Raw genomic sequence first — 26,143 nt, forward strand, 5'->3', positions numbered from 1 at the left:
ATGATGGTGAAGTGCTTCACTTTGGTAAGCTTCCGCCTCAGAATAAACCTATAAAACTTATTTATGGCAGTAATGCTGATGACATTAGGGTAGAACTGAAAGCTGTTCATACCAAACCGCAGTATTACGGTTATAACAGCAGTAAAAATGAAAAACTGACATCAGGTGAAACCCCTGTAAACCATTTAGGAGACCTTGCTAAAACCGCATACAGCCATAATGATAAAATATACAAAACTCCTGCTCTTCAGGTAGCCCCTATCAAGGCATCTACCCATTTGGATGTAGAAAACTCTCAGAAAAGTACTTCTGGAAGTGAAGCAGTGAGTGTATTTTCAGTATCCGGTTCTACAACTGTACCCTTCCTTCATCCGGGATGTGTGGTAGATATTCATATGAGAAAGCCTGATAGTAACGAGACTTCCTATTTTACCAAAGTAATGGTTACTGAAGCCACTCATGAAATCGATACCATTGGTCACTATAAAGGAACCTTCGAATCTATTGCCGCAGATACGGGATTTTTACCCAAGCCTGAATTTACAGTTCCAGTAGCCCAGCCTCAGATTGCCACAGTAATAGCGAATGTAGATCCTGAAGGCCAGGGAAGAGTACAGGTAAGGTTCGACTGGCAAATGAATGATACTACTCATTTTGTAAGAGTCATGACGCCTGATGCGGGAGGAACTGATCAAATCACTCAAAACCGTGGGTATGTAGCGATTCCTGAAGTAGGCGACCAGGTGATGGTCAACTTTGTCCACAGCCATCCTGACCGTCCATTCGTGATGGGGGGAATGTTCCATGGTGGAATTGGTTTGGGAGGCGGAATGGATAACCGTGTAAAATCCATCCAAACCAGAAGCGGACACCGAATTGTTTTCACAGAAGATGAAAGCATCATCATCACAGATAAAAGCGGTAACGAGATCCATCTGGATACTACGGGAAGCAATATCAATATTACCACGCCGGAAACCATGACCCTGAATTGTAAGAATATGAACATCAACGTTGGGGAAAATATGACAACCACGGTGGGAATGAATAAATCTGCCAGTATCGGCTTAAACAATACAGAAAGTGTGGGCGCTATGAAGCTTACCTCAGTCATTGGAAATGCGAGTACGTTTATTACCGGAAAACTTACTGAAATTATTGAAGGTGATGTACACAGTGAAACCAAAAAAGGGAAAACCGTTGTAAACAGTGAAGGAGGAATAGAAACCAGTACAAATGCTTCGATCAATAAACATGCAAAAAGTAATATTGAAAACAGAAGCGGAGAAAAAGGGAAAGCTCACTAAAAAAAACAATTATGAGCAGAACTAGAATCGTAAAGGGGAATATATATGAGGTGGTGGAAGAGCATCTTAATTATTATTCTGAGAAAGATATTGTAGAAACAGCCAGTACCACTTATGTAGAAAATAGTGAGACTGATATTCTTTATGGAGGAAATCCCGAAAAAGCACCATCTGCAGATTTAGTTAATTATTATATTAAAGTAAGAATTTATAATCCTCCGGTAGTTGACCCCGCAAATCCTCCAAAGAAATATAATGGAGAATTTGGTTTTGACTGGATTGATGTTGATCCTTCTTCTGAAGAAGTACAGAAAATACAGGATGTGGCCTTTTCTAATATTGAGTATTTTTATAAAAAAGGTGCTACTGCTAATGATTTAGGAGATATTATCGCTAAAAGTGCAGATGAGCAGGGAGCCAAAGATGCTATAACAGCAAATTACAGATTAGGTGAGTGTCCTAAGCCGTGTAAAGATGGTAAAATAGATATGCCATTTGTCTTGATAAAACCTGGTCAGGAGATCTCATTATCCCTTGAAGTTGCTCTTACAAGTGGTGTTCTTAACAATGAGAAAATTTATTTGGAAGGAAATGATTGCTACAGTTTTGAATTGGTGGGCGGAACAAAAACAGGCAACAAAACAGAAAAAATAATTGCAGATAAAGAGATCGTAGTACTTAAAATAAAATGTTTAAAAGAATCTCCTGAAACAACATTTAAAATCAAACAGGAAAACCCAACCCAAAAATTAGAAACAGTGGGCGGCTTTACAATGATGGAGAATAAGATCTTGAAACTGAAATTCAGAGTGATTGCCCTGGTTGCTAATGAGCCTACCGCATCAGCAAAAGCACAGGCTCTATTTCAGAAATTCAAAGACAATAAAGTTAAAGAATATCTGAATGAAAACTCTTTAAATCAGGCAGGATATGAAGTTGAAATAGAAAATCAGGCGATGTTTGATACATTAGGTTCTGGTGATTTGGATGATTATTTTTATGCTTTTGATAAAACGGATTGGACGAATAAGAAGTATTTTGGAAATGTAATTAAGCAAAAATATGATGTTATTCCTGGTACAAATACTTGTAAACCTGGTAGCGTAGACGCTTCAGGGAATTGTAAAAAGGTGCCTGTTCCTACAGATGTTATTGTTGATAATCAAAAGGATTTGGGTGGGCTTGATAAAGCAAATGCAATAGATGAGATAGCAATTACAGAGTATAAAAATAAATTAAAAACAAAGAGTAAAACATATGAAGGTGGGATAATCATTTTAAGTGATTTTGAATCCTCTGATCCAGCTACAGGTGCTTATAGTAGAACTTCACCTCTCAATCATTACGCATTAATAGTATACTCTACTAATACAGAATCTAAAGATACTTATGCTCATGAAATAGGGCATATGTTGGGGCTTCCACATTTATTCTTTGATGCAAAAGAAAAAGATAGTTATAAAATTGCAAGAGAAAATATTTTAGGAAATGGCAAACCAGACACGATTATTAAAGATGGAAAAAATGTACCAAATCCCGAATGTATTCTTCCTATAGCTGAACAAATAAATAAATCTTTAACAGAATCAAAATATTATATAAGAACAGAAGTATATGCTAAAAAAAGTACAATAAAAAGACAATTACAACTTTCGATTAACTATTTTACAACAGAAAAAAGTAACGAGCAAAGAGATAAAGCGAGAATAGAAACTGCTTTTAGAGGTCAACCAGACACTGTAATTGTTGCAGGTTCAGGAACAAAAACACAAACTAAAGGAGTATATATAGGTTTATGTAATACAAAAATTACCCAATACATCAATTATCTTAACGATAATAACATCGCTATGAGTGAAATTAATGCTCTAACAGATAATGATAAAATAAAAAAGCATAGCTTTAAAATGATTTTTAAAGCATCACATTATACAGCAATACTAAGGGAATCAAATGTATATTATAAAAATGTTATAAATCAAATACATTCTAACAATTTAATGTTTATACAAGGTAAAACCAAAAATATCATGGATTATCATAATGAAAGGGTAGTCTTTTTACATAATCAGATAAAGGTTATGAGAGATGATTTAGCTAACTATTAAAATAAAATAATGTTAAAAAAAATAGTTTTTCTTTTTTTTGTAGCTCTATTAGTGTGCAATTCTTGTGCTTATTTAAGAACTAGGGCTAATTATAAACCTCATTTAGTTCAACCCAAAAAAACTATTGAAGAAAACTGGGGTTTTTTATATTATAAGTATGATTCTGATTTTCCTCCTAAAAAAGAAATGGATAATAAAGGTTTTGGGACAGGTTTTGTGGAAGAATGGTTTAAAGAAGGTGGTGTGAGATTTGGAAAAACAGGCATGAATAATTCGAAAGAGGGCAAATGGTTGGGTGGCGATGCAGATTTTGATGAAAATGGGAATGTTTACGCAAAAGGAAAGATATGGCGAGAAGAATATTTCAAAAACGGATTAAGAGACAGTATATACAGAAGGTTTGATAATAACGGAAAAATTATGTATGAAACCACTTTCAAAAAAGGAACAGGCCTTTGGAAAGAATTCCACAGCAATGGAAAATTGTATTTTGAAATGTATACCAAAGAAGGATACTTCACGGACACTTTGAGATTGCACGATGACAACGGAAAGATTGTAGGTAAAAGATTATACAAGAAAGATTCATTGGTATACAGTGAAGGATTACCTTGTTTTCCTTATCGACCGGAGAGTGTTCCAAGCGATTAATGAATTTTTATTCAGCTATGGGAAAAGACTATGAGAATTATTAATTATCTAATTATATTTCTATTCTTGTTAATTTCATGTAGAACTAAGAAGAATATAGTATCAATGGATCCCTTTCCTTGTGTCAAAATGGTATACCCTTTTGATAAAAAACAATATATTTTTTATAATTGGTATAAGGTGAAATATTCTATTTGTGAAGTAAGTCGTTTTAAAATAAGGCTATATCAAAGTTTTAGCCTATCTTAATTTTAAACATTTATGAATATTTCCAAATCAAAAAATATACGTTTAATCGGGCTTGTATTAATATGTTGTGCTCCTGGTATTGCCTGTCATTCCAACAATCCTAAAATAGAGGAAAATAATAAGGTGGCAGAAGTATTTAACAATACAGAGCTTTATCCGGACCAAAAAACAGCCTATATTAAAAAAGAAAATACAGTTCTGCTTTATTCTCCAACTTCGGACCATAAGCTGTATCTGGAAACCAACCTGAAGACGCACACTCTTACCATACACGAACCTGACTTACTGAATCTTACCGGATTATTAAAAATTAATAATTTCAGATACATTTTTCCAAAGAAATATACAGACCATTACCTGTTTCCTTTAGGAACTGTAGGGACGGGTGGTGGAGATTTTGTAACCTTGATAGAAGTCAATGAATTAGGTCTGATTAAAACCATAGAAAGAAATTTTCCGGAAGGCAAAGACAAATACCTTTATCAGTACAACAAATACGGGCAGCTCTTGAAACTGATTGAAGATAAGCTGCTCGATAAAGTAGTGTTGGAGAACAGATATGATGAAAAGGCGAGGCTTATCTTTCAGAAAAAAAATGATAAGAGCTATGAATCGGAGAGAAACCTGGCTTACAGTAAAAACAATCAGATACAGAAAGAAACAATCTGGCAAAAAGAAGTAGCACCTAATGGAAACGTAATTAAGGATGAAATAAAAACATTTCTCTATGCGTATAATAATCAAGGACAACTGATAAAAAAATATACCCCAGACCGGAATGATGTTATTGAATATACTTATAACAGTGAGCATCAACTGACCGGTATCCTTGAATATTCAGGAACCATAAGCACAGATGATCCTCAAAAAATAGTCAATCATTTTGTTAAAAAGACATATGCTTATCTTGAAGATGAAGTTATTGAAGAAGTCACAAATGAATACAATATTGTAAATTCCTCTGTTTTAATGAACGGAAAATGGAAAACAATATCCATTGAAGAACAAAAGAAGCAGGCATGGGGAAACCTGAAAAACCAATCCGCAATTCCTTTACAGAGTACTGAAATAAAATATTCTTACCAGCCTGCCGAAATCAATATAATAATCAATAAATACCACATTTATACAAACTATAACGGAAAAAAAGGTCCAACCAGACAACTTGTTGATTCAGATTCCATAAAATACAGACCAGATCATACAGGCAGGATCATTAAAAAAGAAACCTATAATCACGATACAAAAGAAATGGAGGTACAGAAACTTTTCTATTGAAAATATGGGATTATTACGGATTCCTTTAAGATAAAAATATTGATTATATTGTACCACTTATTAAGGAAACCCCTTAATTCTCATAAAACTAACACCATGTTATTAAATTAAACGTTAATGAATAAGATCACAGATCATCTGAAATACTTTTCAAAACTATCGGCTGTATTTATCTTCAGTTTATTTAAAATTTATGCCATAGGAATTCTTTCAACCGTCATTACTTTCTGTTTGGGAATCTATATTATGGCTGAAAGTTTAGGTTCATCATTAGGACATAGTGGAGCTCTTGCATTCCTGATAGCAACAGTGATGGCAAAACCGGTTTCTGCAGGTCTTTTCTATCTGTTAATGATTGCAGCACCATTTTGTATTGGTATTTTTTCTACAAAATATGGGATGGCGAGGATCATCAGCAGGCTTGTACAGGATCATTCCAAAACGATTTTGGTTCCCTTTATCGATAAGATTATTAATAAGATTAAAAACAATGAGCCGGTGGTAGTCCGTAACAGTACAGATTATGCCTTGGCAAAAGTCAGGCTCTTGAATGAATTTAAAAACAGTTCAGAAAATAAAATACTTAAACGTGTGATAGGATACGCACTGAATAAAGTGAAATTTGATGAGCTGAACCTGGGAGACGAAAATCTAGACTTTTATGATATCATCAAAACCACACTGATCGAAAAATTGCACGAACTGGCAGAACCTTCAGCTATGTTGTTTTATATCTATATCGGACTTCAGTGGGTAAGTCTTATCCTGTTATATTTTTTAAAGATATAAGGAAAATAGAACTTTGATAACAAAAATCCGGGATTTTAGAACAGGACTGAGAAAGGGTTAAAGATAAAAAAAACCGGTTATTACTTCTCTAATTGAAGAATTAACTATCTTTATCACATCTAGAATAAAATATTTAATTTTAGCAAAATAAAGAACCGCTTTGATTCCTGAACTATCAGTGATGAAAAGCAAAGGTTCAAAAATAGAAAAAACATCAAATCATCTCGTAAAAACAGAAAACAGAACGCAAATATTAATATAAGAAAAATTATAAATGGGAGTACTAGTAACCAACGAAACAGTAAAGCAGCTATTTCATATTGCTCAGTCGATAGCGAGGGAAAATTATAATGGCACTTATGGAGGTCCGCATATTTTGCAGGCTCTGATGCATAAAGATATTGGTCTTAATGAATTTTTAAAAAGCATAGACAAAGATCCCGGCTATTTCTACGAATGGGCAGATGTACGTATTGAAGAATATCCTAAAACCAGCCATCTACCTGATGAGGTAGGTCAGGATGAAGCCATGGATACACTTATAGAAGAAGCTGATGATATCCGTTTAAAACTGGGACTGGATGAGATCACTCCGATCTGTATCCTTACCGCTATTGTAAAACCTCAGGTAGTATTTTCACTTCAGCAATTGAAGTCTTTACCATTGAGAGAACATGATATCTTTAATTTATATAGAAAAGATACTCCGTTTACAGTTTCTGAAGACGGTGACTTTTCATCATTATTTTCCAACGGATCAGACTTTGCAGATGCATCTCTTCCATCCATTAAAAGCTATTGCGTAGACAGAACAGCACAGGCCAGAAAAGGAGACCTTGAAAACATTATCGGTAGAGATAAAGAGCTGAGAATGTTAGTAGAGATTCTTTGCCGAAGAAGTAAACCCAATGTAATAATCATCGGAGAACCTGGAGTTGGGAAAACAGCCTTGGTAGAAGGATTCGCTATAGAAATTACTAAAGGGAACGTTCCGGAAATGCTTAAAAACGGAACCCTTTTAGAACTGGACACCGGAGCATTATTAGCAGGAACATCTTATAAAGGTGAAATAGAAGACCGTCTGAAAAAAGTCATCACCGAGTGTAAGAAAATTGAAAAAGCGATTCTTTTCATTGATGAAATTCATACCCTTTTAGATCCGAAAGGAAGCATCGGAAATGTGGCTAATCTTCTGAAACCTGAATTGGCAAGAGGAGAAATTACCGTAATCGGAGCAACTACTCAGGAAGAATACAGAAAAATTATTGAACCGGAGCAGGCTTTCAACCGTCGTTTTGAGGTTCTGACTGTAAACGAACCGGATGAGCAGACTTGTGTAAAAATGATTGACGTTCTTCTTGAAGGCTACAAAAAGCACCACGGCATTGAAGTTGAAAAAACAGCCATTCCGGAATGTGTACGTTTAGCGAAAAGATATGCAAAAGGTAAAAAATTACCGGATGCTGCCATCGATTTGTTAGACAGAACCATGGCGGCGATCAAAATGCTGGACGAACTTTCTGAAAAAGAACTGGACAGCTGGAAAGAAAGCTATGATGCTGTTTTAAAAGAAGAATACCTTGACAATAAAGATAAGGCAGATGAGCTAATCTGGACTTATAATCTATTGAGAGACAAAATAAGCCCTATTTTATGGGGATCATTAAATGAGCAGCCTGCTCTTGATAATTCAATGCCGGTAGATCAGATCCAGAAGATCATAGAAGATACCTATGCAGAGCTTTTACAGCATGCTGCTAAAAAAAGAGAAAAAGTAGACCGTCTGGAACTTGCTGCTGTAATGGCTGCTAAAACTAATATTCCGATCGGGAAAATCCAGGCTCAGGAAAAAGAAAAGCTCCTGAATATGGAATCCCTTCTATTGAATAGGGTAGTAGGGCAGGATCACGCATTAAAGATCCTTTCCGATGCTATTGTTGAAAACCGAAGCGGATTAAACAAACCGGGACAGCCAATTGGATCTTTCTTCCTTTTAGGACCTACTGGAACCGGAAAGACAGAACTTGCCAAATCAATGGCAGAACTATTGTTCAACGATGAAAAGGCAATGGTTCGTTTCGATATGTCGGAATTTAAAGAAGAACATTCAGCCGCATTATTATACGGAGCGCCTCCAGGATATGTAGGATACGAAGAAGGAGGGATGTTGGTCAATAAAATAAGACAGCAGCCATATACCGTTGTTTTATTTGACGAAATTGAAAAAGCCCACCACTCTGTATTTGATGTATTCCTTCAGATCATGGACGAAGGAAAAGTACATGATAAACTTGGAAAAGAAGGAGACTTCAGCAATGCTTTGATTCTATTCACCTCCAATATCGGAAGCGAAGAAATCGTAAAGCAGTTTGAAGAAGGAAAAATTCCTGAATCATCTTCACTGATGCAGATCATGTCAAGTTCAGGAAGATTCAGACCTGAATTTTTAGCCAGAATTACAGAGATTATTCCTTTTGCACCGATCACGGAATCTATCGCAGAAAGAATTTTCAATATTCAGCTAAAATCACTTCATACCTCATTAACGAGACTGGGAATTGCTTTAAAGATCACTGATGAGGCCGTGAAAAATCTTGCTCTTGGGGGATTCAGCAGTAAATATGGAGCCAGACAGATTTCCGGAGTTATTCGTTCACAGCTGGCGAGACCTATTTCCAAAATGATCGTAAGGGAAGAAGTGAAAACCGGACAGACTATTCATGTAGACTGGATTAAAGAAGAAGAAAAATTAAGCTGGAAAGTAGATTAATAAGAAAGCAAATAGCAAAAAGGCAATTGATAAATTCGCCTTTTTGCTTTATAAATAACATTAAGATGAAAACAATTGTCAGAAATATATTTACAGGGATAATGCTTTTCGGAACTGTTGCTTTGGCAAACGGACAGTTTCTTGCGGCATCAGATACCTCGGAAAGCAGTGTGAGAAAATACCAGGGAATCATTAATTCAAACAAAGATCTTGTTGAATTTATTGAACAGTTGCTTCTTCAGAAGGGGCTTCCCAAGCATTTAAGAAACCTTGCTTTGATTGAATCTCATTTTGACAAAAATATTACCTCCGGAGCCGGAGCTGTAGGAGTATGGCAGCTGATGACAGCACATGCCAACCAGTATGGTCTTGCAGAACATCAACGTACAGATGTGTATAAAAGTACAAAAACAGCCGTTATTTCACTGGCAAATCTGTACAAAAAATATAATAACTGGGTAACAGTAGTAGCTGCTTACAACTGTGGCGAAGGAAATGTTGCAAAAGCTATGCAGGCGGCGGGCTCCAGTCAGTATCATGAATTCTATAAATACCTTCCCGGAGAAACCGTTAATCACGTTAAGAAATACCTGAATGCATGCTATGCAACAGGAGAACTTCAGAGTGTATTAAACAATTATAATTCAGCAAGAATTAATAAAGTTTTTTTTGAAGACGGAAACAGAAAGGCAACCGGCGCTGCTCTATCAGAAACAGAGATTAATGCAGGGTTCAGCCTGAGTGTAATTGCTGATGAACTTGATGTGAAAGTAGATGAAATTCTTGCCTGGAACCCGGGAATTACAGAAGAACTTCAGAGAAAAGGAGAAAGTTCTTTCTACCTTCCCACAGACCTGATGCCTGATTTTCTTCTGAGAAAAAATAAGATTCTTACCAGATCAATAAAAGAAAATGCCGGAGCTGGCATACAGCCATAAAATTAAATCATACCAACCAAACCTTATTAAAGGTTTGGTTATTTTTTATTCAATAACCGTTTTTCAATAAAATATATCAGAATCTTTGTGGCGGTTTTGGAAAATTACTTTTGAAAATTGCAGACATTGAGCTTTATAAGCTCTTGTACAGTACATTTAGAAAATATCCTTAATAATACTTCTTTAGCAATGAAAAAGATACTTGTTTGCATTCTTGGATTTATTATGGTTTCCTGTAATAAGGGAAAAACAGAATTTGTACAGTCTCAGGTGTATAAAAATCTTTATCTGGTAAAAAATATGCCTGATAATCTTATTTCAAGACAGAAAGTTATTCAGGAATTCATCATCGGAAATTCATTGAATAATGATACTGAATTCTATAAATACTCGGGGGATACTAAATATTTCCTGGATCATGAAGAGGATCCCGGGGGATTTTCCAGTGAAGAACTTCAGAACTATCGGGAAAATGATGGTATTGCTTCCTTGTTTTTCATGAAGTGTAAAAAAGATTCTATGAAAAAAGAAGGAATTTTAAGATATTATCAGGATGAATATACAGGATTTTATGCTCCTGATACCATTATTTTTGAGTGCAGATGACAAATGTTAATGTATGTTAATTTTCACTTAAAAAGTATTAATATTTCTCGTTGATGTGGAAAATGTTCCTTTTAGTCAGTGTTTTATGAGGTTTTTAAAGCCTTTGTTATAGCGCTATTGAGTAGAGTTATTAAATCCAAAGTCGTAGAATTACTACAAAAAGTCGTAGAACTACTACAATTTTTCAGATTTATAGTTAAAAGTTTTTTTTCCGAAAAAAGACCCTCTATATTTGCTAAACAATCACTGAATCACAAAATATTATTAACGATTAAAATTTACAAATCATGGCAGAAAGAAATTCAAGAGGAATCTTAAAATTCAACAACGGAGAAGGTCAGAAATTATTAAAAATGAACTACAGCGTATCAAGATCAACTGATGTATCAGGACGTGTAGCTTCAGATCCTTCTAACGCACTTATCAAAGTTACAGTAGAAGCTACTGAAAAATCAGACATCCTTGAAAGCTTACTGAACGGGAAATATAAGCCTACAGTAGGAGAAATCGTTTTCAACAAATCTCACGAAGAAGGAACATTAATCAACCTTAAGTGGGAGAATGGATACGTTATCCAGCACGAAGTAGATTTCGATGCAATCGACAGCAACAGTATGTTGATCAGCTTCGTAATCAGTGCTGAAACTATCGACTACGGTACTTCTCAATACGCTGGACTGTGGCCTTCGGCAGGTAAATAAGCCTATTCATCATCTTAGTAAAAATAAAATTGGTACAGGACAGTGCACTCGGAAGAGTATGCTGTCCTGTTTTTATATATAAGGACATCATAGATTTTAGGAACCCATTTTTTTCATAAACAGATTTTATAGATCTAACCTTATATTTTTTGATTCTGTTGCTGTATAATCAGCAGTTTATTTAATTTTTAATTTAAACACAAGCACTATGTTTCAGGATGACAAAACAATTAAAGTAGATAGCCCAAAGGCTGATATCAAAGGCAGCAAAGAGCAGTTGAAAAATGCAACCGAAAATGTTGCAGGAAAAGCAGAAGAAAAGATAAATAAAGCGGGCAGTAAAGTGAAGAAAGCTGTAAAAGCCGGACAACAGGGCATGAGCACTGTACAGGGAGCCAATATGTTTATGAATCAAACATTTGTTCCGAATAATCCTTCTATCATTGAAAATAAGGTGTGGGCCAAGCAGCCTACCTCAAAAATACATAATGCCGAAGCCATTCCTCAAAGTATTATTGCCGGAATCAACCGTGTGGTAAAACTGGATGTGGTGATTGAAGGGCAGATTATCAAGCATTTTAAACATTTTAAATTGGTGCAGAGCGCTGCCAAGCATCATGAATTCAGCCTTACTCTGGCTCATGACACGCTGGGGAGTGTAGAAAACCATAATCTTCAGGAAGCTCAGAATTTCCTTGGAAAAAGGATAACGGTGGTTTTCAAATATAAAGATATCATACAGGGTGCCGAACGTAACTTTGTAGGCGTAGTAACGGAAGTAGGGTTCAGCCAGGAAAAAGGAAGTCTTGGAAATATCGTTCTTAAAGGATATAGTCCTACCGTACTGTTGGATGCGGCCCCTCACATTCAGAGTTTTGGAGGAAGTCAGCCAATCAGTCTGAACAGTATTGCGTATCACGTAATCAGTGAAGGACTGGGACAAAATAAATTCGATTTCAGAGTAGATGCGCAGCATGGAAACGTTTCCTACAGCTGCCAATACGAAGAAACGCATTACAATTATCTGGCAAGAATGGCGGAAGCTTATGGTGAGCAGTTTTACTATGATGGAGAAGTGTTGCATTTTGGAAAACTTCCGCCTCAGGAAAAACCGGTGAAACTTACTTATGGGAGCAGTGTAAGTGATATTGCCATCAAAATGAAAGCTCAGCATGTGAGCCCTTCTTTCTATGGTTACAACAGTAGTAAAAATGAGAAGATGACGGGTGGAAGTGCAAAAATTAGTCATACCTCAGATATTGCAAGACGTGCTTATGAAATATCAGAAAAGACGTTTACCACCCCTTCATTAAGAGTGGCTCCTATAAAAGCTTCATCTTTTATGGATATTGATGCTTCTCAAAAAGGAACTGCCGGAAGTAAGGCCTCTGAGGTGTTCATCACTTCAGGAACTACCACTGTGCCTTTCCTATATCCGGGATGTACTGCAGATATTGAAATGCGTAAATCCGATAGCAATGAAACTTCTTATTTCACGAAACTGATGATCATCGAAGTTACCCATGAGGTAGATGCCAGAGGATATTATGATGGTAAATTTGAAGCCATTGCTGCAGATACAGGTTATATTCCACGTCCGGAGTTTGAAACACCGAGAGCGGAAGCGCAGTTTGCCAAAGTGGTTTCCAATACAGATCCTCAAAATCAGGGAAGAGTTCAGATACAGTTTGACTGGCAGAACGGACCGGATATTACCGAGTTTATCCGCGTAATGTCTCCTGATGCCGGAAGCAGTGATAAAGTAAATAAAAACCGAGGATTCATGTCTATTCCTGAAGTAGGAGACCAGGTGATCGTCAATTTTGTACACCAACACCCGGACCGTCCTTTTGTAATGGGAGGAATGTTCCATGGTGGTATTGGTGCCGGAGGTGGTGCCGGGAATAATGTGATGAGTTTAAGCAGTAAGAGCGGGCATATTATTAAGCTTAATGATGCAGGTGGAATGGAGATTAAGGATAAAAATGGTAATTATGTGACACTAAGCGGAGATGGTGATATTAATACCTATGTAAGTAATGATAGTACTGAAGATATAGGAAATAATCACACCATAAATATTGCAGCAAAAAGTACAATTGATGTGGGAAAAGGAAATTCTACTTTTACAATGGATAATAAAGGAAAAGTAAGCATTCAAAGTAGTAAGGAAATAAAGCTGGAGACAGGAAGCAGCTCTGTTACGATGGATGAAAGTGGAAATATTACGATTAAAGGAATCAATATCACGATAGAAGGTACGAATACTAAAATTATAGGAAGCACACTTACAGAGTTAGGTAAAACCGGAGCTGCTCCTGGAGTAAAGGTAGATGGAAATGTAACAATAAAAGGCGGGCAGGTCGATATTAATTAATAAATGGTTCATGAATTTTATAAAATATAAGATAAAAGAAGGAGATACTCTAGAATCTATTGCAGAAAAGGAAACTATCAGTATAAAGGAACTAATAGACTTTCATAATTCTCTTAGTACAATAACACAATCCATAATAACAAATTATTTACCAATACATTTGGAATATTTGCTAATTCCTATAAAAGATACAACTAAACAAAGCCCTGTGGATTCAATTGGTTTTGATATGAAAGCTGTATATAGATGTGAGCAGGTGAATACAACAATAATTGATAATAAAACGGTCAGTACATCATTACAAAAGACTCAGTTTAATGTAAAATTATCGAGAGCCAAAAAACTTGCTAAAGTTAATCTCGATGATTATTATTATAATCTAACACCTCCTTTTCTTAATGAAGTCTTTGAGTTTATAAAAAACACTGAATTTATAAGAAATAATGTATTGTTGAATTACTCGGATAAAGGCAAAGTAGACAAAATTCTTAACAAAAAAGATCAATTTGTTCAGTGGAATAATTTTAAAAACTCAGAACACATTGATGGAAATTTTATTAGAACTTTAAGAAATAATAATAAGGTTGCTTTTGACCAACTTTTAAAAGCTGGAGAAGTTCAATTTTCAGAGGAACATGATAGTGTTAATGAATATCAGGCAACACCTTTCTATTCATTGTTTTTTGATGAGTATCTTACAGATGAAAATTTTTCTGTTGGAAATATTCAGAATAAAAATTTCAGATCAAGTCTCTTTCCAACATTAGATACAACTTTGGAATTAAAGACATCTAAAATAAGTGAGTCAGAAAATGATATTTGGATACGGATAGTAAATTCACCTGAACTTTCAGAAGATTTATTGTCTACAATTAGAAATAGGTATGAGGAAAGTTATCAACCAAATATTCATTTTTCATTTACAAAATATAAGATTGATTATAGATCCAGAATAAATATTGATAAAAAGAGTAACTTAATAAAAGAAGGTATTCTGAGAGTAAGGGAAGCTGTGGTTGATAATGTAGAATCCTTGTTTGAATTTAAAATAAGAAGATTAGAACATGAATAGAGAATTTAATTTTAAGGCTTCAACACTTAATTTTTGGCATTTGTTAATATTTTCATTGATTTCTATGGCAATTGGTTTAATATTGAGCCACTTCATTTTACCCAGCATGAACTTTACAAGGTTGATTCTTGCTGGTTGTATTACCTTAATATTAATGCAGCTTATCCTATTTAGTAAAAAATATATATTAAAAGTTAAATTAATAGATGGAAAGCTGGTTGTATATAAAAATGCAGTCAAAATCATTGATGTTCCCATTACAGACATTGAAAAATTACAGGCTCGAAATATTAATGATAGTCATCCAATTGGGGATTTAAAAATTTTTATAAAAAATCAAAAAAGCTTTTACTTTTCATTATTAATAGTTTCAGACAGTAAAACAAAAACAGAACAGGAGCAAAATCTTAGAACTCTTTTACGATCTTTTATTGAGCAATATCATTTTAAAAAAGAAGATCATTATTCAAAATTGGGAAAGTCTAAATTCTTATTTGAATATATCAATCAAAAAAAAGGACAATAAAACGTAATAGAAGAGTAATTGTATAATAATTGAAAAAATAAAAGAATGAGTAGTTACTTACCCGAACAAAGCTATGTTATTTGTACCAACCATATAGGCACAGGCTATAGGCAGTTACAAATAGATAAAGATAGGAGACCTAGTAAAACAGTTTATTTAGGTAAAGAAGCGAAATTATTTTTAGTTGAAGTTGATATTAAGATTGATGATGATTTCAATTGTAAAACACAGTGGAATTCAGTTGTTTCAAATGCCATGTTTGGAGGTGGTGCTGTTGGAGGACTATTAGTAGCTGGGGCAGCTATAGGGTTAGCTATTCCAGGACCTGGTTGGGTTGTTTCTGCAATTTGTGTCGGGGCTATTGCTGTTGGAGCTCTTGTAGGTGGTCTTATAGGCTATTTTTCTAATAAAAGGAAATGCAGTGATTTATTATCATCTTGTGGAACCTCTTGGCAATTGCCACATCCTACAGTTAAATTTGATAAGCTTGCAGCTTTAACGAAAACATCTTTTATACAGTGTCAAGAAGGAGGTCAATTATTACCTTTTGTTAGTGAACAAGCTGCAAAGGATGCTGCTTTTAATGTCTTTTTATTTAATGCAGGTGAATTAGCTACAAATGGTGTTGTTTCAGCTATTGGTGGATTTCTGTTAACTAATGGACTTACTTCAATTTGGGCTGCTGTTTATGGATTGGGATCTTTAGGTGCTTCGTATATTATAGGCACAGAAGTAATGCCTTTAGTTTTCGGGGCTCAAGCAGATAGTATTAGAGAAAAAAGTGAATATGATAATGCGGATGATTATTATCAAAGGATGAATGCTTCTTCTTCTGAACATTCTAATAAAGAGTTTGATTGTGAAGTACAGGGAAAATCATCAGATGCTTCAACATTGTATGGAGACCAGCCTATTGGAATTTATGATCAGGCTAAAGGATTACCAAAAAATGATGATAATTTGAAAGATAATAATAAGGCAAAAGATATTTATGATAAAGCACTTGAAAACTCTAAACAGAATAAATCAAATTCTGCTAAAAATAACCCCGAATTAGCAGAGCAAATGAAGAAAGATAATAAAATATTTATTAATAAAAACGGAACTAGAAATGGAACTAATAATTCAAAAAGACATACAATAGCCGGGAGTCAATATAACTCTAAGGCAAACTGGAATAAAGCAAGAATAGGTGCAGGTATTGTTACCATTGTAGCTCCTTTCGGAGGATTTTATTTAGGTGAAAAAGCGAGGGATGCTGCAGCTTCATATGCTATTAAAGATATGGACTTTTTATCAGTAGATTCTGTAAATTGGTGATTTGACCAAGATCAATTAGATAACCCTAAATATGGAGATAAGGAAAACCTGTGCCCGTATGGTCTAGAGATTTATTAAAATATAATGGAAAGTTGTATGAAAATATTAAGTTTGAAGCAAAAATATTTCATGTAAGTCCTGAAACAAATTCTATATTCATTCAACAGTATCTATCTCGTTTTAAGCCTAAAGAAGAATATAAAGGTAAATGATTAATCAATATAGATGATTACACTTAATAAACTTCATATTTTACTTGCGATCCGCATTTTTTTTTTAGCATTATACCTTTCAGTATTATATTATAATAATCTGTCAAAAGGTCTTGGGAAGCTCATTGCAAAACGAAAATCATCCAGAAAACAATGCCAGAAAATAAGTTAAAGTATTCGCAGCTAATTTATAGATCACTAATCTTTTTGCTTGTAGCATTGGTACTGTTGTTTATTTTAGCGAACAGTAATAATGAAATAAGTGGTAAGTATTACTTTTCTAAAATAAGAATCACAAAAACTTTTATTTTTCATATCCTGATAATTTTTAGTATTTGGCTTTTGTATTTAGTATTTGTGACAAAAGATAATAGTATTAATAAAATAATTAATGTTGTCAAATTAAGAGGAACATTTAGTACACCAAAGGAAATATTGATTAGGTGGTATGTACTTTTTATTCTATTAGTGGTTCCTTTAATTTTTTCTCAAAATATTATTATTTATCTTAATTCGTTAAATAGTAGCCTTCTATATCAAGGAAGTATAGAAGCTCAATCATCTATAACAAAAAATGAGTTTGATAAAAGATTTAGTAGGATAAAAATTAATTACCAAAATAAAGAAATAGAATTATTCGGAAATAAAAATGATGTAAATAATGTTATTGGTAAAAAAGTAATTGGTTCTATATATCAAGGGCTATTTTATGAGTATGCTGTAATTGATGAACAAGAAAATATTAAAAAATAATTTTATCTTGAAAGTAAATGTTAGTCCAAGAGTTATCAAGTTCTGTTTCTATTACTTCAGATAAAATTGTCTCATCAAATTATTAATATAGTGAAAGGTTTAAATGTGTTAAAAATTGTTGTTATTTCTATTGTAACTTTTTTAATCATGTATTTGTTGTATGGATTTATTAAGGGATTTTTTGTAAATATTGATACTTATATAAGCAATTCTAAAAAAATAGAACTTAATAACGTACATTTAATTTCAAAGCAAAGACTGGGTTATGGGCTAGGAACTGGAAGCGGAACCGGAAAGCAAGAGGTTAAGATTTTTGATGGAAAAAAATATTATAATTTATGTTATTACGAAAAAAATAAAGCTGATAATCAATTTCTGAAATTTGAATATAACAATATTCCCAGTCACATTTTTGTTATCGTTAATTCGGATGAAATGAAAGACAATAAAGGTACCTTAGAAAATCCTATTCCTGTATTCAATTTCTCTGTAAATTCAAAGGAGATGATTTGGGATGATCACTCTTATCAAGAAAATATCAAAAAATATTTGACTTATGAAAAGTAAAAGACTAAATAATAAGACTTTCATCCTTCAAGTCAATAAACTAGACAATATGATTATTTAAGATAAAATATTTACTATTTGTTATATCCATTTTTTATCTCTAAAGGTTCAGGAAGGTAAGCAAACTGCTGTTATAATAAAAAGAGCAAGTCTTAATGACGATTTTTATTTTACTGATAACAGAGATTTGTTTACCCAATGTTTGTTTGAATTTAAACAAGAAAAAGTATAGAACTTGAAACACTGAAACAAATTCTATATTCATTCAACAGTATCTATCCCGTTTTATACCTAAGGAAGAGTATAAGGTAATGTTTAATAAGTAAATGAAGAAATTATCAGATGGTTATATCATTGAATTATCAGTTCTACTAACCTACCATGAAAAAAATAGCATCCATCATCATAGGAATCATTGCTGCTTTAGGGATAATAGCTATTGCAAAAAACAATTACGTCTTCTCGTTTGGAGATAGTGAACGACTGGATAAAGGCTGGAAAGCATATGAACATAAAGAATATAATTTTGCAATTACTCAATTTGTAACAGTAGATTTAAAGGAACATCCTGAAATTGTATTGCCATTAGCTGATTCATATCTGGAAGTAGGAGAACCCTATAATGCGATCCGGTATCTGGAACCTGCGTATAAAAATAAAAGCTACAGTACAGATGACCATACCAAGATTATCAATCTATTAGGAATTGCTTATATAGAAGATAAAGACTATAAAAGAGGAAGGTTTTTCATGGAAGAATCACGCAATAATCCATACAGTGAAAGGAATTTAAAGATCCTGGATTCTTTGGAACGAAATCAAAATAAGTAAGGCATTCCTAAGCAGAAATTAAAAATAGTGATAACAGAAACCAATGAAAGACAGAGAATTTAGTTTCCAGGGGTTAGATTTTAAAACAGAATTGAAATTGGCGCTGGTATTAATTATTCCTGGCCTGTGTACCATGTTGGGTGTCTTATTTGGTGGAGAACTTCTTTTTCCGAAAATTCATTTTCTAAAATCAGTTGCCTTTGCCAGTGTTATGACAATAGGAATATGTATGATTACTTTGAAGCAACTGAGCCGACTTGTAAAAGAAAAAAACTGGACTATCAATATAAAGGATGACCATTTCCATATTACATTTAGAAATCTGAACTATCAGTTCCAGGCATCTGAAATCAAGATGATCAAAAATATAGGCAATGTAGGATTACGCTACCTGACGATTAAAACAGCAGATCAAACCATCTAGATAAGGGTAGGAGACACAGGTTTAGCTCCCTTTTCTTCGCAAAAAGATATTGATGAACTGGATGCCTTTGTTCAGCATATCAAACCCTATATCACTAAAAACTTCAATAAGAAAGAACTTAGAAATATAATCAATCCTACCATCATTCCTAACCTTGGAGTGTATGTTGTAAAAGGAGAAAAAATAAAATATTCAATCATCAATAAAATGCAGCCATGGCAGGTTATTTTATTTATTTTAGGAATTGCAGGAGCGGTAATGACCCTCTTAATGACAGTTTTTTTTTATTATATTGATCATAAGTAATACTAAATTTATAGACGGATTTCTTGTGTATTATGGAATATGTTTTGGTACTTAACTCAGAGAAATGAAAGGAAAGAGAGAATTCATATTAAAAAATGTTTTGCCGTTTCATACAGGCTGGATCATTCTGGTAATTATACCTTCTATGGCTTTATATGGAACTCTTTATTATGTTTTATTTGATTTCAGTGTTTCTTTGATGGTATTTTTTACCCTGTTCTATTGGGGAACTTGCTATTTGATTCTAAAAGCTATTTCTGTAAAAATCACCATCTGGTTTGATCATAATTATCTTTATCTGAAAAAGAATAACAATAGGTATATAAAATATGCCAAAGCTGATATCATCGGATTCTGTTCGTATGACTATGAAACCAAGACACCACAATTACGGAATTCAAAAATATATTTTAAGATTTTCCTGAGAGATAAACCCAATATTTACCTGCACGATGTAGAGTACAGAATTCGCTATGATGAAGAGAAAGGAGCAGAATTGAACCGGCTTCTAAAGGAAGTTCAAAAAGAGCTGCACTTTACAAAAATTAAAAAGAAAAATAACTTCCAAAACATATATTGGTATTCCAGTCATTAAATGTCGCCTAAGCGAAACCCATTAAAAATGGTACAGAAAAATATGAGGTTCGGATGATTTTTAAATGGCCATAAAGATGATTTTTTAATATAATATTTCTCTTTAAGGTGTAATAATTAATTTTTTTCTGTTGATTTTTAATTATGGTTAAAATAGTTATTAATAATAAGTTGTGTTTATCTTTAACTCCATTGTCGTAGAATTACGACATAAAATCGTAGAACTACTACAATTTTTCAGATTTCCATCCAAAAGCTTTTTTTTCAACTTTAAGGCCTTTATCTTTGTCTTACAATTATTGAATAACAAAATTATTACTAACGATTAAAATTTACAATCATGGCAGAAAGAAATTCAAGAGGAATCTTAAAATTCAACAACGGAGAAGGTCAGAAATTATTAAAAATGAACTACAGCGTATCAAGATCAACTGATGTATCAGGACGTGTAGCTTCAGATCCTTCTAACGCACTTATCAAAGTTACAGTAGAAGCTACTGAAAAATCAGACATCCTTGAAAGCTTATTGAACGGAAAATATAAGCCGACAGTAGGAGAAATCGTTTTCAACAAATCTCACGAAGAAGGAACATTAATCAACCTTAAGTGGGAGAATGGATACGTTATCCAGCACGAAGTAGATTTCGATGCAATCGACAGCAACAGTATGTTGATCAGCTTCGTAATCAGTGCTGAAACTATTGACTACGGTACTTCTCAGTACGCTGGACTTTGGCCGTCTGCTGGTAAATAAGCCAGAACAACAAAACTTAAAAAAACTAATGGAACAGTATGCTTATAAAGTGTACTGTTCTGTTTTTTTATTCAAGACATGACTAAAAACTATATAAAAATGTTCAGACAAATTCTATTAACTCTCACTTTTACAATCTCATTCATTACTTTACAGGCACAGAATACTTCCTCTCTATATAAAGGCACAGTGAACGGAAAAATGCCGGTAACCTTATTTTTACAATCCGTGGAAAACGGATGTGGTGGAGATCCTTATTATAATGCCATGTACCATTACGAAAAAGTAAGCAATTGGTTGGAACTTAACGTTACAGAGGGCGCTAAGGGACAATTTGCTATGGTAGAAGAAGGATTTACAGGGCTGATGATTCTAAAGAAGGAAGGAGAAATCATGAAAGGGACCTGGATTAGTCCCGATGGAAAGAAACACATTCCGGTAGAACTGAAAAAAATAAACATAGGCAAAAAGGACATGGAAAGCTATGAGAAAAAAATGGAACAATTGAACTACGAAAACCACGATTGCTAATAATAGGTAATAGGGATCTCTTGCTCTAATCTTATCATTGTCAATGAGGAATAACTGCCATCATTCCCCTCCTCTGGAGGGGTGTCAAATTGAAGATTTGACGGGGTGGTTCAAATAAACATCAACACTTCTACAGTTGTCAAACAAGTCGATAACAAATTGGCACTGACTATCAGATTAGACAAGCAAAGCTAATTGACCAATCTTTTTCCGTCACGAATCAGGTCTTCCGGATCCCGAATCCCATCCCAAAACTAGCAAATTATCCTCCTATTTTCTTATATTTGTTCATTATAGATACTATGGACGCAACACAAGATAAAAGGCTGTTTCTCATCGATGCTTATGCGATGATTTTCAGAGGATATTACGCACTGATCAGGAATCCGAGATTAACCAGTACTGGTTTGGATACCTCTGCCATCTTTGGATTTACCAACTCTTTAATCGAATTGATCAGAAGAGAAAAACCCTCTCATTTAGCGGTGGTTTTTGATGTAGGAAGAGCAAGCGTAAGAACTGAAGATTTTGCTGATTATAAAGCTAACAGAAGTGAAACTCCGGAAGCTATTAAAATTGCTGTTCCATATATTCACAGGATTCTCGAGGGAATGCACATTCCGATTCTGGGTGTCGAAGGGTATGAAGCAGATGATGTAATAGGTACCATTGCCTGCAAAGCGGAAAAAGAAGGATATACCACTTTCATGGTAACACCGGATAAAGACTTTGCACAGCTGGTTACCGATAAAATCAAAATTTATAAGCCAGGACTAAAAGGCGGTGATATAGAAATTCTGGGCGTAGACGAAGTGAAAGCCAAATATGAGATCGAAGACCCAAAACAGGTGATTGATTATCTGGCGATGATGGGTGATGCGGTAGATAATATCCCGGGACTGGAAGGAGTTGGGGAGAAAACGGCAATGAAGTTCCTTAAAGAATTTGGTAGCATTGAAAATCTATTGGCCAATACCGATAAGCTGAAAGGGAAACTGAAGGAAAAAGTGGAAGCCTCTGCAGAACGTGGAATTTTATCTAAAAAACTGGCAACCATTATCTGTGATGTTCCTGTAGAATTCCATCAGGAACAATATGATCTGGAAACTCCCGATTTTGAAAAAGTAAAAGAAGTCTTTGAAGAAATTGAGTTCCGAAGACTATATGAAAACCTATACAGAGCTTTTGCTCCGGCAGCTACAGAAACAGTTGTAGTAAGTGAAGCGGAAGTAAAGCAGACTCCGGCAGGAACAGAAGTCAAAGGACAGGTAATGCAGCTTGACCTTTTTGCCAATTTTGAAGAGCTGGATCAGGCGACTTCTACAAAATCCTCTATTGAGCATAACGATCATCTTTATCAGTTTGTTGATAATCCAAAAGCTCAGAAAAAACTGGTAGACAATCTTTTGAAACAGAGAACGGTTTGCTTTGATACAGAAACCACATCTCTGAATGAGCTGGAAGCAGAACTGGTAGGAATGAGTTTTTCCTATAAAAAAGGACTGGCCTATTATATTCCTTTATCCGAAAACAGAGAAGAAGTATTACAAACCCTGGAAATCTTCAGACCGTTTTTTGAGAAAGAAGATTTACTGAAAATCGCTCATAATTTAAAATTCGATTATAAAATATTAAAACAGTATGACATCACCGTGAAAGGAGCGATGTTTGATACCATGATTGCTCATTACCTGTTGAATCCTGACGGAAGACACGGTATGGATTATCTTTCTGAAGTATATCTGAACTATAAACCAGTCTCCATTGAAACCATTATCGGGAAAAAAGGGAAAAAGCAAGGAACATTCAGGGATGCTGACCTTAGAACACAGACAGATTATGCTGCGGAAGATGCTGACGTAACCTTCCAACTATATGAATTGTTTGCTCCACAACTGAAAAAAGAAAACCTTGAAGACCTTTTCTTCAATATTGAAATGCCTTTGATGGAAGTTTTAGCGAAAATGGAACTTGCAGGAATTTCTTTAGATGAAAAATGGCTGGCACAGGAAAGTATTGATCTTGAAAATGACCTGAGAAATTTAGAAAAAACGATTTTTGAACTTTCAGAAGAAGAATTCAACATGAATTCACCAAAGCAGCTTGGAGAAATCCTGTTTGAAAAAATGCAGCTTGATCCAAAAGCTAAAAAGACAAAAACTGGACAGTACGCCACTTCAGAAGATGTACTTCAAAAACTGGCTTCAAAGCATGAGATCATCAAGCATATCCTTGAATACAGAACCTATCAGAAATTAAAATCAACCTATGTAGATGCATTGCCATCTCAGATTGATAAACTAGATAACAGAGTACACACCAATTTCTCTCAGACTACCGCAGCAACAGGCCGTCTGGCAAGTGTAAATCCGAATCTTCAGAATATTCCGATCAGAACCTTGAGAGGACAGCAGATCCGTGGAGCCTTTGTTTCAGGAGAAGGAAAGAAGATCATCTCTGCCGATTACTCACAAATTGAACTTCGTCTTATCGCTGAAATTTCAGGAGAAGACAATATGATTAAAGCATTCCAGGACGGAGAAGATATTCACGCCTCTACAGCTGCTAAACTTTTTAAAATTCCTTTGGAAGAGGTTTCAAAGACGCAAAGAAGCCAAGCCAAGACGGTAAACTTCGGAATCATTTATGGGCAGGGAGCTTTTGCACTGGCAGAACAAACCGGATTATCCCGTACAGAAGCCAAGCAGATGATTGAAGCTTATTTTGAGACCTATCCGAAATTGAAGGAGTATATGGCAGAACAGGTAAATAAAGCCCGTCAGATGGGATATGTTGAAACCATTCTGGGAAGAAAACGTCATTTAAAAGACATCAATTCCAATAATTTTGTAGTAAGAGGCCACGCAGAAAGAAATGCAGTGAATGCTCCGGTACAGGGAAGTGCAGCCGATGTTGTAAAGTTGGCTATGATTAAAATAGACCGTGAGCTGGAAGAACAGCAGTTAAAAACAAAAATGCTGCTTCAGGTACATGACGAATTGGTATTTGAAGCTCCGGCAGATGAAATTGAAGCCGCTTCAAAACTGATCAGAACTGAAATGGAAAATGCTTTAAAAACACAGGTTCCGCTATTGGTAGAAATTGGAGTAGGAGATAATTGGCTGGAAGCTCATTAAGAATCTGAAATTACTTAATAATAAACATAAAAACTTCTGCTTACGGGCGGAAGTTTTTTATTTTTATATACCTATCTCCTTCTTGATGATGCACTTCGGGTATGCGGTCTGACATACGTTCCGTCTTTTCTGTGATATCCCTTCACACTTACACTACCACTTGATGAACTTGTGCTACTAGAACTATAATTGTATGTTGATGTGGTCGTAGGAGTTTTTACTGGAGTATAAGGAGTATAATTGCTGTATGAAGTATAAACAGGATTATATGCCCATCCAGAGTAATTGTTCCATTTTATTTTCTTGTAATTCTTTTTATTGAGCTGAGTTGATAAGAATACTTCAGTGTTTTTTGGCACTCTAGTTAGAATATTAGTGGAATCCGAAGAACCATAAATTGTAGCATCTTCAGTCAATAAAACAGTGTAGTAGTTAGTAGAACATGATACTGTGGTTACACAAATTATCAAAAAGAAGAATAAATTTAAAATACGTTTCATGATGTTATTTTATGTTTTCAAATCTATCACGTATTTTTATAACTCCTTTACGGAAACCCGTACTCCAAAATAATTAAAGAAACCCGGTTTTACAATTGAGAAGAATTATCTTTTATTAATCTTACTATAGCTAAATCATCTGTTGGCTTCATTCCATAGCGATGTTCAAGTGCTTTAATCTTTTTGTTGAGCATTTCGTCAGTATCACTATTTGATTGATCTATCATCAGATATTCAATACAGTTTACACTTTCAGAATCAGCTTTTTTGATCTTTGAAAAGCTAAGAATTCCATCAGTAGCAATGGAAATGTCCTCCAATTTTTCAAAAAATACCTTTTGAATCTGGTTGGTGTACCAATTCTCAAAATTTGCATTAAGGTGATAAACGAAATAATCAGGTTTATTATCACGATCAAATTCGGTTATTTGTCCATTGATACAAATAACTCCATCACCAATAGATAAAATAATTCCTTTGTTGTCTGTAGCATCATAAAGTAAAATGATAAGAGTTGTTAATAGCTCCTTCTCATCCAGCATCAGATGCTTTTTTAGAAATGTAATTTCATCGAACAGTCTTTTTATGATTTCCTTAAGTTGTTCATCAATACCAGATTGAATATTTTTTTCATACAACTCTCTATATCCTGTTTCGATGATGATCTTACGAAGTATTTTACCAACTAAGGTAGAGGCAAAATGACTTTCCATAGCAGTAGAACATCCGTCCATTACTGCACATATAATTTTATTAGAGTTTATTTTTTTGATCAGAAGATGATCTTCGCAATGATTGGTATGATAATCACCGATTTGTAAAGAGGAATATATATTCATGAA

Annotated in this window: 23 protein-coding genes; 21 read left to right on the forward strand and 2 right to left on the reverse strand. The window is 34.3% G+C overall.

Translation table 11 applies throughout. The features are described from left to right. From WH267_RS23345 to polA, 21 genes are all read left to right on the forward strand, one after another. On the forward strand, positions 1-1,307 hold a 1,307-nt coding region (locus WH267_RS23345), incomplete at its 5' end, for a phage baseplate assembly protein V (protein WP_340011354.1). A gap of 53 nt (positions 1,308-1,360) precedes the next feature. Then, entirely contained in the window at positions 1,361-3,415 is a 2,055-nt protein-coding gene (locus WH267_RS23350) for a hypothetical protein (protein ID WP_340011356.1), read from the forward strand. 186 nt (positions 3,416-3,601) lie between these two features. Continuing rightward, positions 3,602-4,066, forward strand: coding sequence for a toxin-antitoxin system YwqK family antitoxin (locus tag WH267_RS23355; RefSeq protein ID WP_340011357.1), 465 nt, complete (start codon positions 3,602-3,604; stop codon positions 4,064-4,066). Positions 4,067-4,327: 261 nt separating this feature from the next. Next, positions 4,328-5,593 carry a hypothetical protein gene (locus WH267_RS23360; RefSeq protein ID WP_340011358.1) on the forward strand — a complete coding sequence of 422 codons (1,266 nt, stop codon included), beginning with the start codon at positions 4,328-4,330 and terminating at the stop codon, positions 5,591-5,593. A 117-nt stretch (positions 5,594-5,710) separates the two neighbouring features. After that, positions 5,711-6,382 carry a hypothetical protein gene (locus WH267_RS23365; RefSeq protein ID WP_115973955.1) on the forward strand — a complete coding sequence of 224 codons (672 nt, stop codon included), beginning with the start codon at positions 5,711-5,713 and terminating at the stop codon, positions 6,380-6,382. Between the two features lie 274 nt (positions 6,383-6,656). After that, complete coding sequence (locus tag WH267_RS23370) at positions 6,657-9,152, forward strand: ATP-dependent Clp protease ATP-binding subunit (protein ID WP_115973954.1); 2,496 nt, start codon at positions 6,657-6,659, stop codon at positions 9,150-9,152. Positions 9,153-9,217: 65 nt separating this feature from the next. Next, positions 9,218-10,090 (forward strand): lytic transglycosylase domain-containing protein, encoded by an 873-nt coding sequence (locus WH267_RS23375; protein WP_340011359.1) that lies wholly within the window; start codon positions 9,218-9,220, stop codon positions 10,088-10,090. Between the two features lie 189 nt (positions 10,091-10,279). Next, entirely contained in the window at positions 10,280-10,696 is a 417-nt protein-coding gene (locus WH267_RS23380; RefSeq protein ID WP_340011361.1) for a hypothetical protein, read from the forward strand. Between the two features lie 287 nt (positions 10,697-10,983). Then, the gene (gene tssD / locus WH267_RS23385; protein WP_089739778.1) at positions 10,984-11,397 is read left to right on the forward strand and encodes a type VI secretion system tube protein TssD; all 414 of its coding nucleotides are present in this window, start codon (positions 10,984-10,986) and stop codon (positions 11,395-11,397) included. 208 nt (positions 11,398-11,605) lie between these two features. Then, on the forward strand, positions 11,606-13,774 hold the full coding sequence (locus WH267_RS23390) for a type VI secretion system Vgr family protein (RefSeq protein ID WP_340011366.1): 2,169 nt from the start codon (positions 11,606-11,608) through the stop codon (positions 13,772-13,774). 10 nt (positions 13,775-13,784) lie between these two features. Further along, a complete protein-coding gene (locus tag WH267_RS23395; RefSeq protein WP_340011367.1) occupies positions 13,785-14,846 on the forward strand; it encodes a LysM peptidoglycan-binding domain-containing protein in 1,062 nt (353 codons plus the stop codon). Beyond that, positions 14,839-15,372 (forward strand): hypothetical protein, encoded by a 534-nt coding sequence (locus tag WH267_RS23400; protein ID WP_340011368.1) that lies wholly within the window; start codon positions 14,839-14,841, stop codon positions 15,370-15,372. Before WH267_RS23395 ends, WH267_RS23400 begins: the two co-directional genes overlap by 8 nt. Before the next feature lie 45 nt (positions 15,373-15,417). Then, entirely contained in the window at positions 15,418-16,692 is a 1,275-nt protein-coding gene (locus WH267_RS23405) for a hypothetical protein (RefSeq protein WP_340011370.1), read from the forward strand. Between the two features lie 365 nt (positions 16,693-17,057). Next, positions 17,058-17,657, forward strand: a complete 600-nt coding sequence (locus WH267_RS23410) for a hypothetical protein (protein WP_340011371.1) — start codon at positions 17,058-17,060, stop codon at positions 17,655-17,657. A 90-nt stretch (positions 17,658-17,747) separates the two neighbouring features. Beyond that, entirely contained in the window at positions 17,748-18,224 is a 477-nt protein-coding gene (locus WH267_RS23415; RefSeq protein WP_340011372.1) for a hypothetical protein, read from the forward strand. A gap of 381 nt (positions 18,225-18,605) precedes the next feature. Further along, complete coding sequence (locus WH267_RS23420) at positions 18,606-19,055, forward strand: hypothetical protein (RefSeq protein ID WP_340011373.1); 450 nt, start codon at positions 18,606-18,608, stop codon at positions 19,053-19,055. Between the two features lie 43 nt (positions 19,056-19,098). Next, positions 19,099-19,479 (forward strand): hypothetical protein, encoded by a 381-nt coding sequence (locus WH267_RS23425; protein WP_340011375.1) that lies wholly within the window; start codon positions 19,099-19,101, stop codon positions 19,477-19,479. 370 nt (positions 19,480-19,849) lie between these two features. Beyond that, a complete protein-coding gene (locus WH267_RS23430; RefSeq protein ID WP_340011376.1) occupies positions 19,850-20,380 on the forward strand; it encodes a hypothetical protein in 531 nt (176 codons plus the stop codon). A gap of 339 nt (positions 20,381-20,719) precedes the next feature. Next, a complete protein-coding gene (gene tssD / locus WH267_RS23435; protein WP_089739778.1) occupies positions 20,720-21,133 on the forward strand; it encodes a type VI secretion system tube protein TssD in 414 nt (137 codons plus the stop codon). Between the two features lie 99 nt (positions 21,134-21,232). After that, complete coding sequence (locus WH267_RS23440; RefSeq protein ID WP_340011378.1) at positions 21,233-21,664, forward strand: hypothetical protein; 432 nt, start codon at positions 21,233-21,235, stop codon at positions 21,662-21,664. 302 nt (positions 21,665-21,966) lie between these two features. Continuing rightward, the gene (gene polA / locus WH267_RS23445) at positions 21,967-24,801 is read left to right on the forward strand and encodes a DNA polymerase I (RefSeq protein ID WP_340011379.1); all 2,835 of its coding nucleotides are present in this window, start codon (positions 21,967-21,969) and stop codon (positions 24,799-24,801) included. 71 nt (positions 24,802-24,872) lie between these two features. Here the strand turns inward: polA and WH267_RS23450 are convergent, their stop codons facing one another. Together WH267_RS23450 and WH267_RS23455 are read right to left on the reverse strand one after the other, a co-directional pair. Continuing rightward, positions 24,873-25,160 (reverse strand): hypothetical protein, encoded by a 288-nt coding sequence (locus WH267_RS23450; protein ID WP_340011380.1) that lies wholly within the window; start codon positions 25,158-25,160, stop codon positions 24,873-24,875. Between the two features lie 230 nt (positions 25,161-25,390). Further along, positions 25,391-26,140 (reverse strand): protein phosphatase 2C domain-containing protein, encoded by a 750-nt coding sequence (locus WH267_RS23455; protein WP_340011382.1) that lies wholly within the window; start codon positions 26,138-26,140, stop codon positions 25,391-25,393. Positions 26,141-26,143: the final 3 nt, after the last annotated feature.

The sequence above is a fragment of the Chryseobacterium sp. MYb328 genome, assembly GCF_037572595.1.
Classification (GTDB): domain Bacteria; phylum Bacteroidota; class Bacteroidia; order Flavobacteriales; family Weeksellaceae; genus Chryseobacterium; species Chryseobacterium pennae.

Excerpts from the sequence above, each read along its gene's own strand:
- WH267_RS23355 (WP_340011357.1), top strand. The coding sequence starts at position 3,602 with ATGGATAATAAAGGTTTTGGGACAGGTTTTGTGGAAGAATGGTTTAAA.
- WH267_RS23360 (WP_340011358.1), top strand. The coding sequence starts at position 4,328 with ATGAATATTTCCAAATCAAAAAATATACGTTTAATCGGGCTTGTATTA.
- WH267_RS23365 (WP_115973955.1), top strand. The coding sequence starts at position 5,711 with ATGAATAAGATCACAGATCATCTGAAATACTTTTCAAAACTATCGGCT.
- WH267_RS23370 (WP_115973954.1), top strand. The coding sequence starts at position 6,657 with ATGGGAGTACTAGTAACCAACGAAACAGTAAAGCAGCTATTTCATATT.
- WH267_RS23375 (WP_340011359.1), top strand. The coding sequence starts at position 9,218 with ATGAAAACAATTGTCAGAAATATATTTACAGGGATAATGCTTTTCGGA.
- WH267_RS23380 (WP_340011361.1), top strand. The coding sequence starts at position 10,280 with ATGAAAAAGATACTTGTTTGCATTCTTGGATTTATTATGGTTTCCTGT.
- tssD (WP_089739778.1), top strand. The coding sequence starts at position 10,984 with ATGGCAGAAAGAAATTCAAGAGGAATCTTAAAATTCAACAACGGAGAA.
- WH267_RS23390 (WP_340011366.1), top strand. The coding sequence starts at position 11,606 with ATGTTTCAGGATGACAAAACAATTAAAGTAGATAGCCCAAAGGCTGAT.
- WH267_RS23395 (WP_340011367.1), top strand. The coding sequence starts at position 13,785 with ATGAATTTTATAAAATATAAGATAAAAGAAGGAGATACTCTAGAATCT.
- WH267_RS23400 (WP_340011368.1), top strand. The coding sequence starts at position 14,839 with ATGAATAGAGAATTTAATTTTAAGGCTTCAACACTTAATTTTTGGCAT.
- WH267_RS23405 (WP_340011370.1), top strand. The coding sequence starts at position 15,418 with ATGAGTAGTTACTTACCCGAACAAAGCTATGTTATTTGTACCAACCAT.
- WH267_RS23410 (WP_340011371.1), top strand. The coding sequence starts at position 17,058 with ATGCCAGAAAATAAGTTAAAGTATTCGCAGCTAATTTATAGATCACTA.
- WH267_RS23420 (WP_340011373.1), top strand. The coding sequence starts at position 18,606 with ATGAAAAAAATAGCATCCATCATCATAGGAATCATTGCTGCTTTAGGG.
- WH267_RS23425 (WP_340011375.1), top strand. The coding sequence starts at position 19,099 with ATGAAAGACAGAGAATTTAGTTTCCAGGGGTTAGATTTTAAAACAGAA.
- WH267_RS23430 (WP_340011376.1), top strand. The coding sequence starts at position 19,850 with ATGAAAGGAAAGAGAGAATTCATATTAAAAAATGTTTTGCCGTTTCAT.
- tssD (WP_089739778.1), top strand. The coding sequence starts at position 20,720 with ATGGCAGAAAGAAATTCAAGAGGAATCTTAAAATTCAACAACGGAGAA.
- WH267_RS23440 (WP_340011378.1), top strand. The coding sequence starts at position 21,233 with ATGTTCAGACAAATTCTATTAACTCTCACTTTTACAATCTCATTCATT.
- polA (WP_340011379.1), top strand. The coding sequence starts at position 21,967 with ATGGACGCAACACAAGATAAAAGGCTGTTTCTCATCGATGCTTATGCG.
- WH267_RS23455 (WP_340011382.1), bottom strand. The coding sequence starts at position 26,140 with ATGAATATATATTCCTCTTTACAAATCGGTGATTATCATACCAATCAT.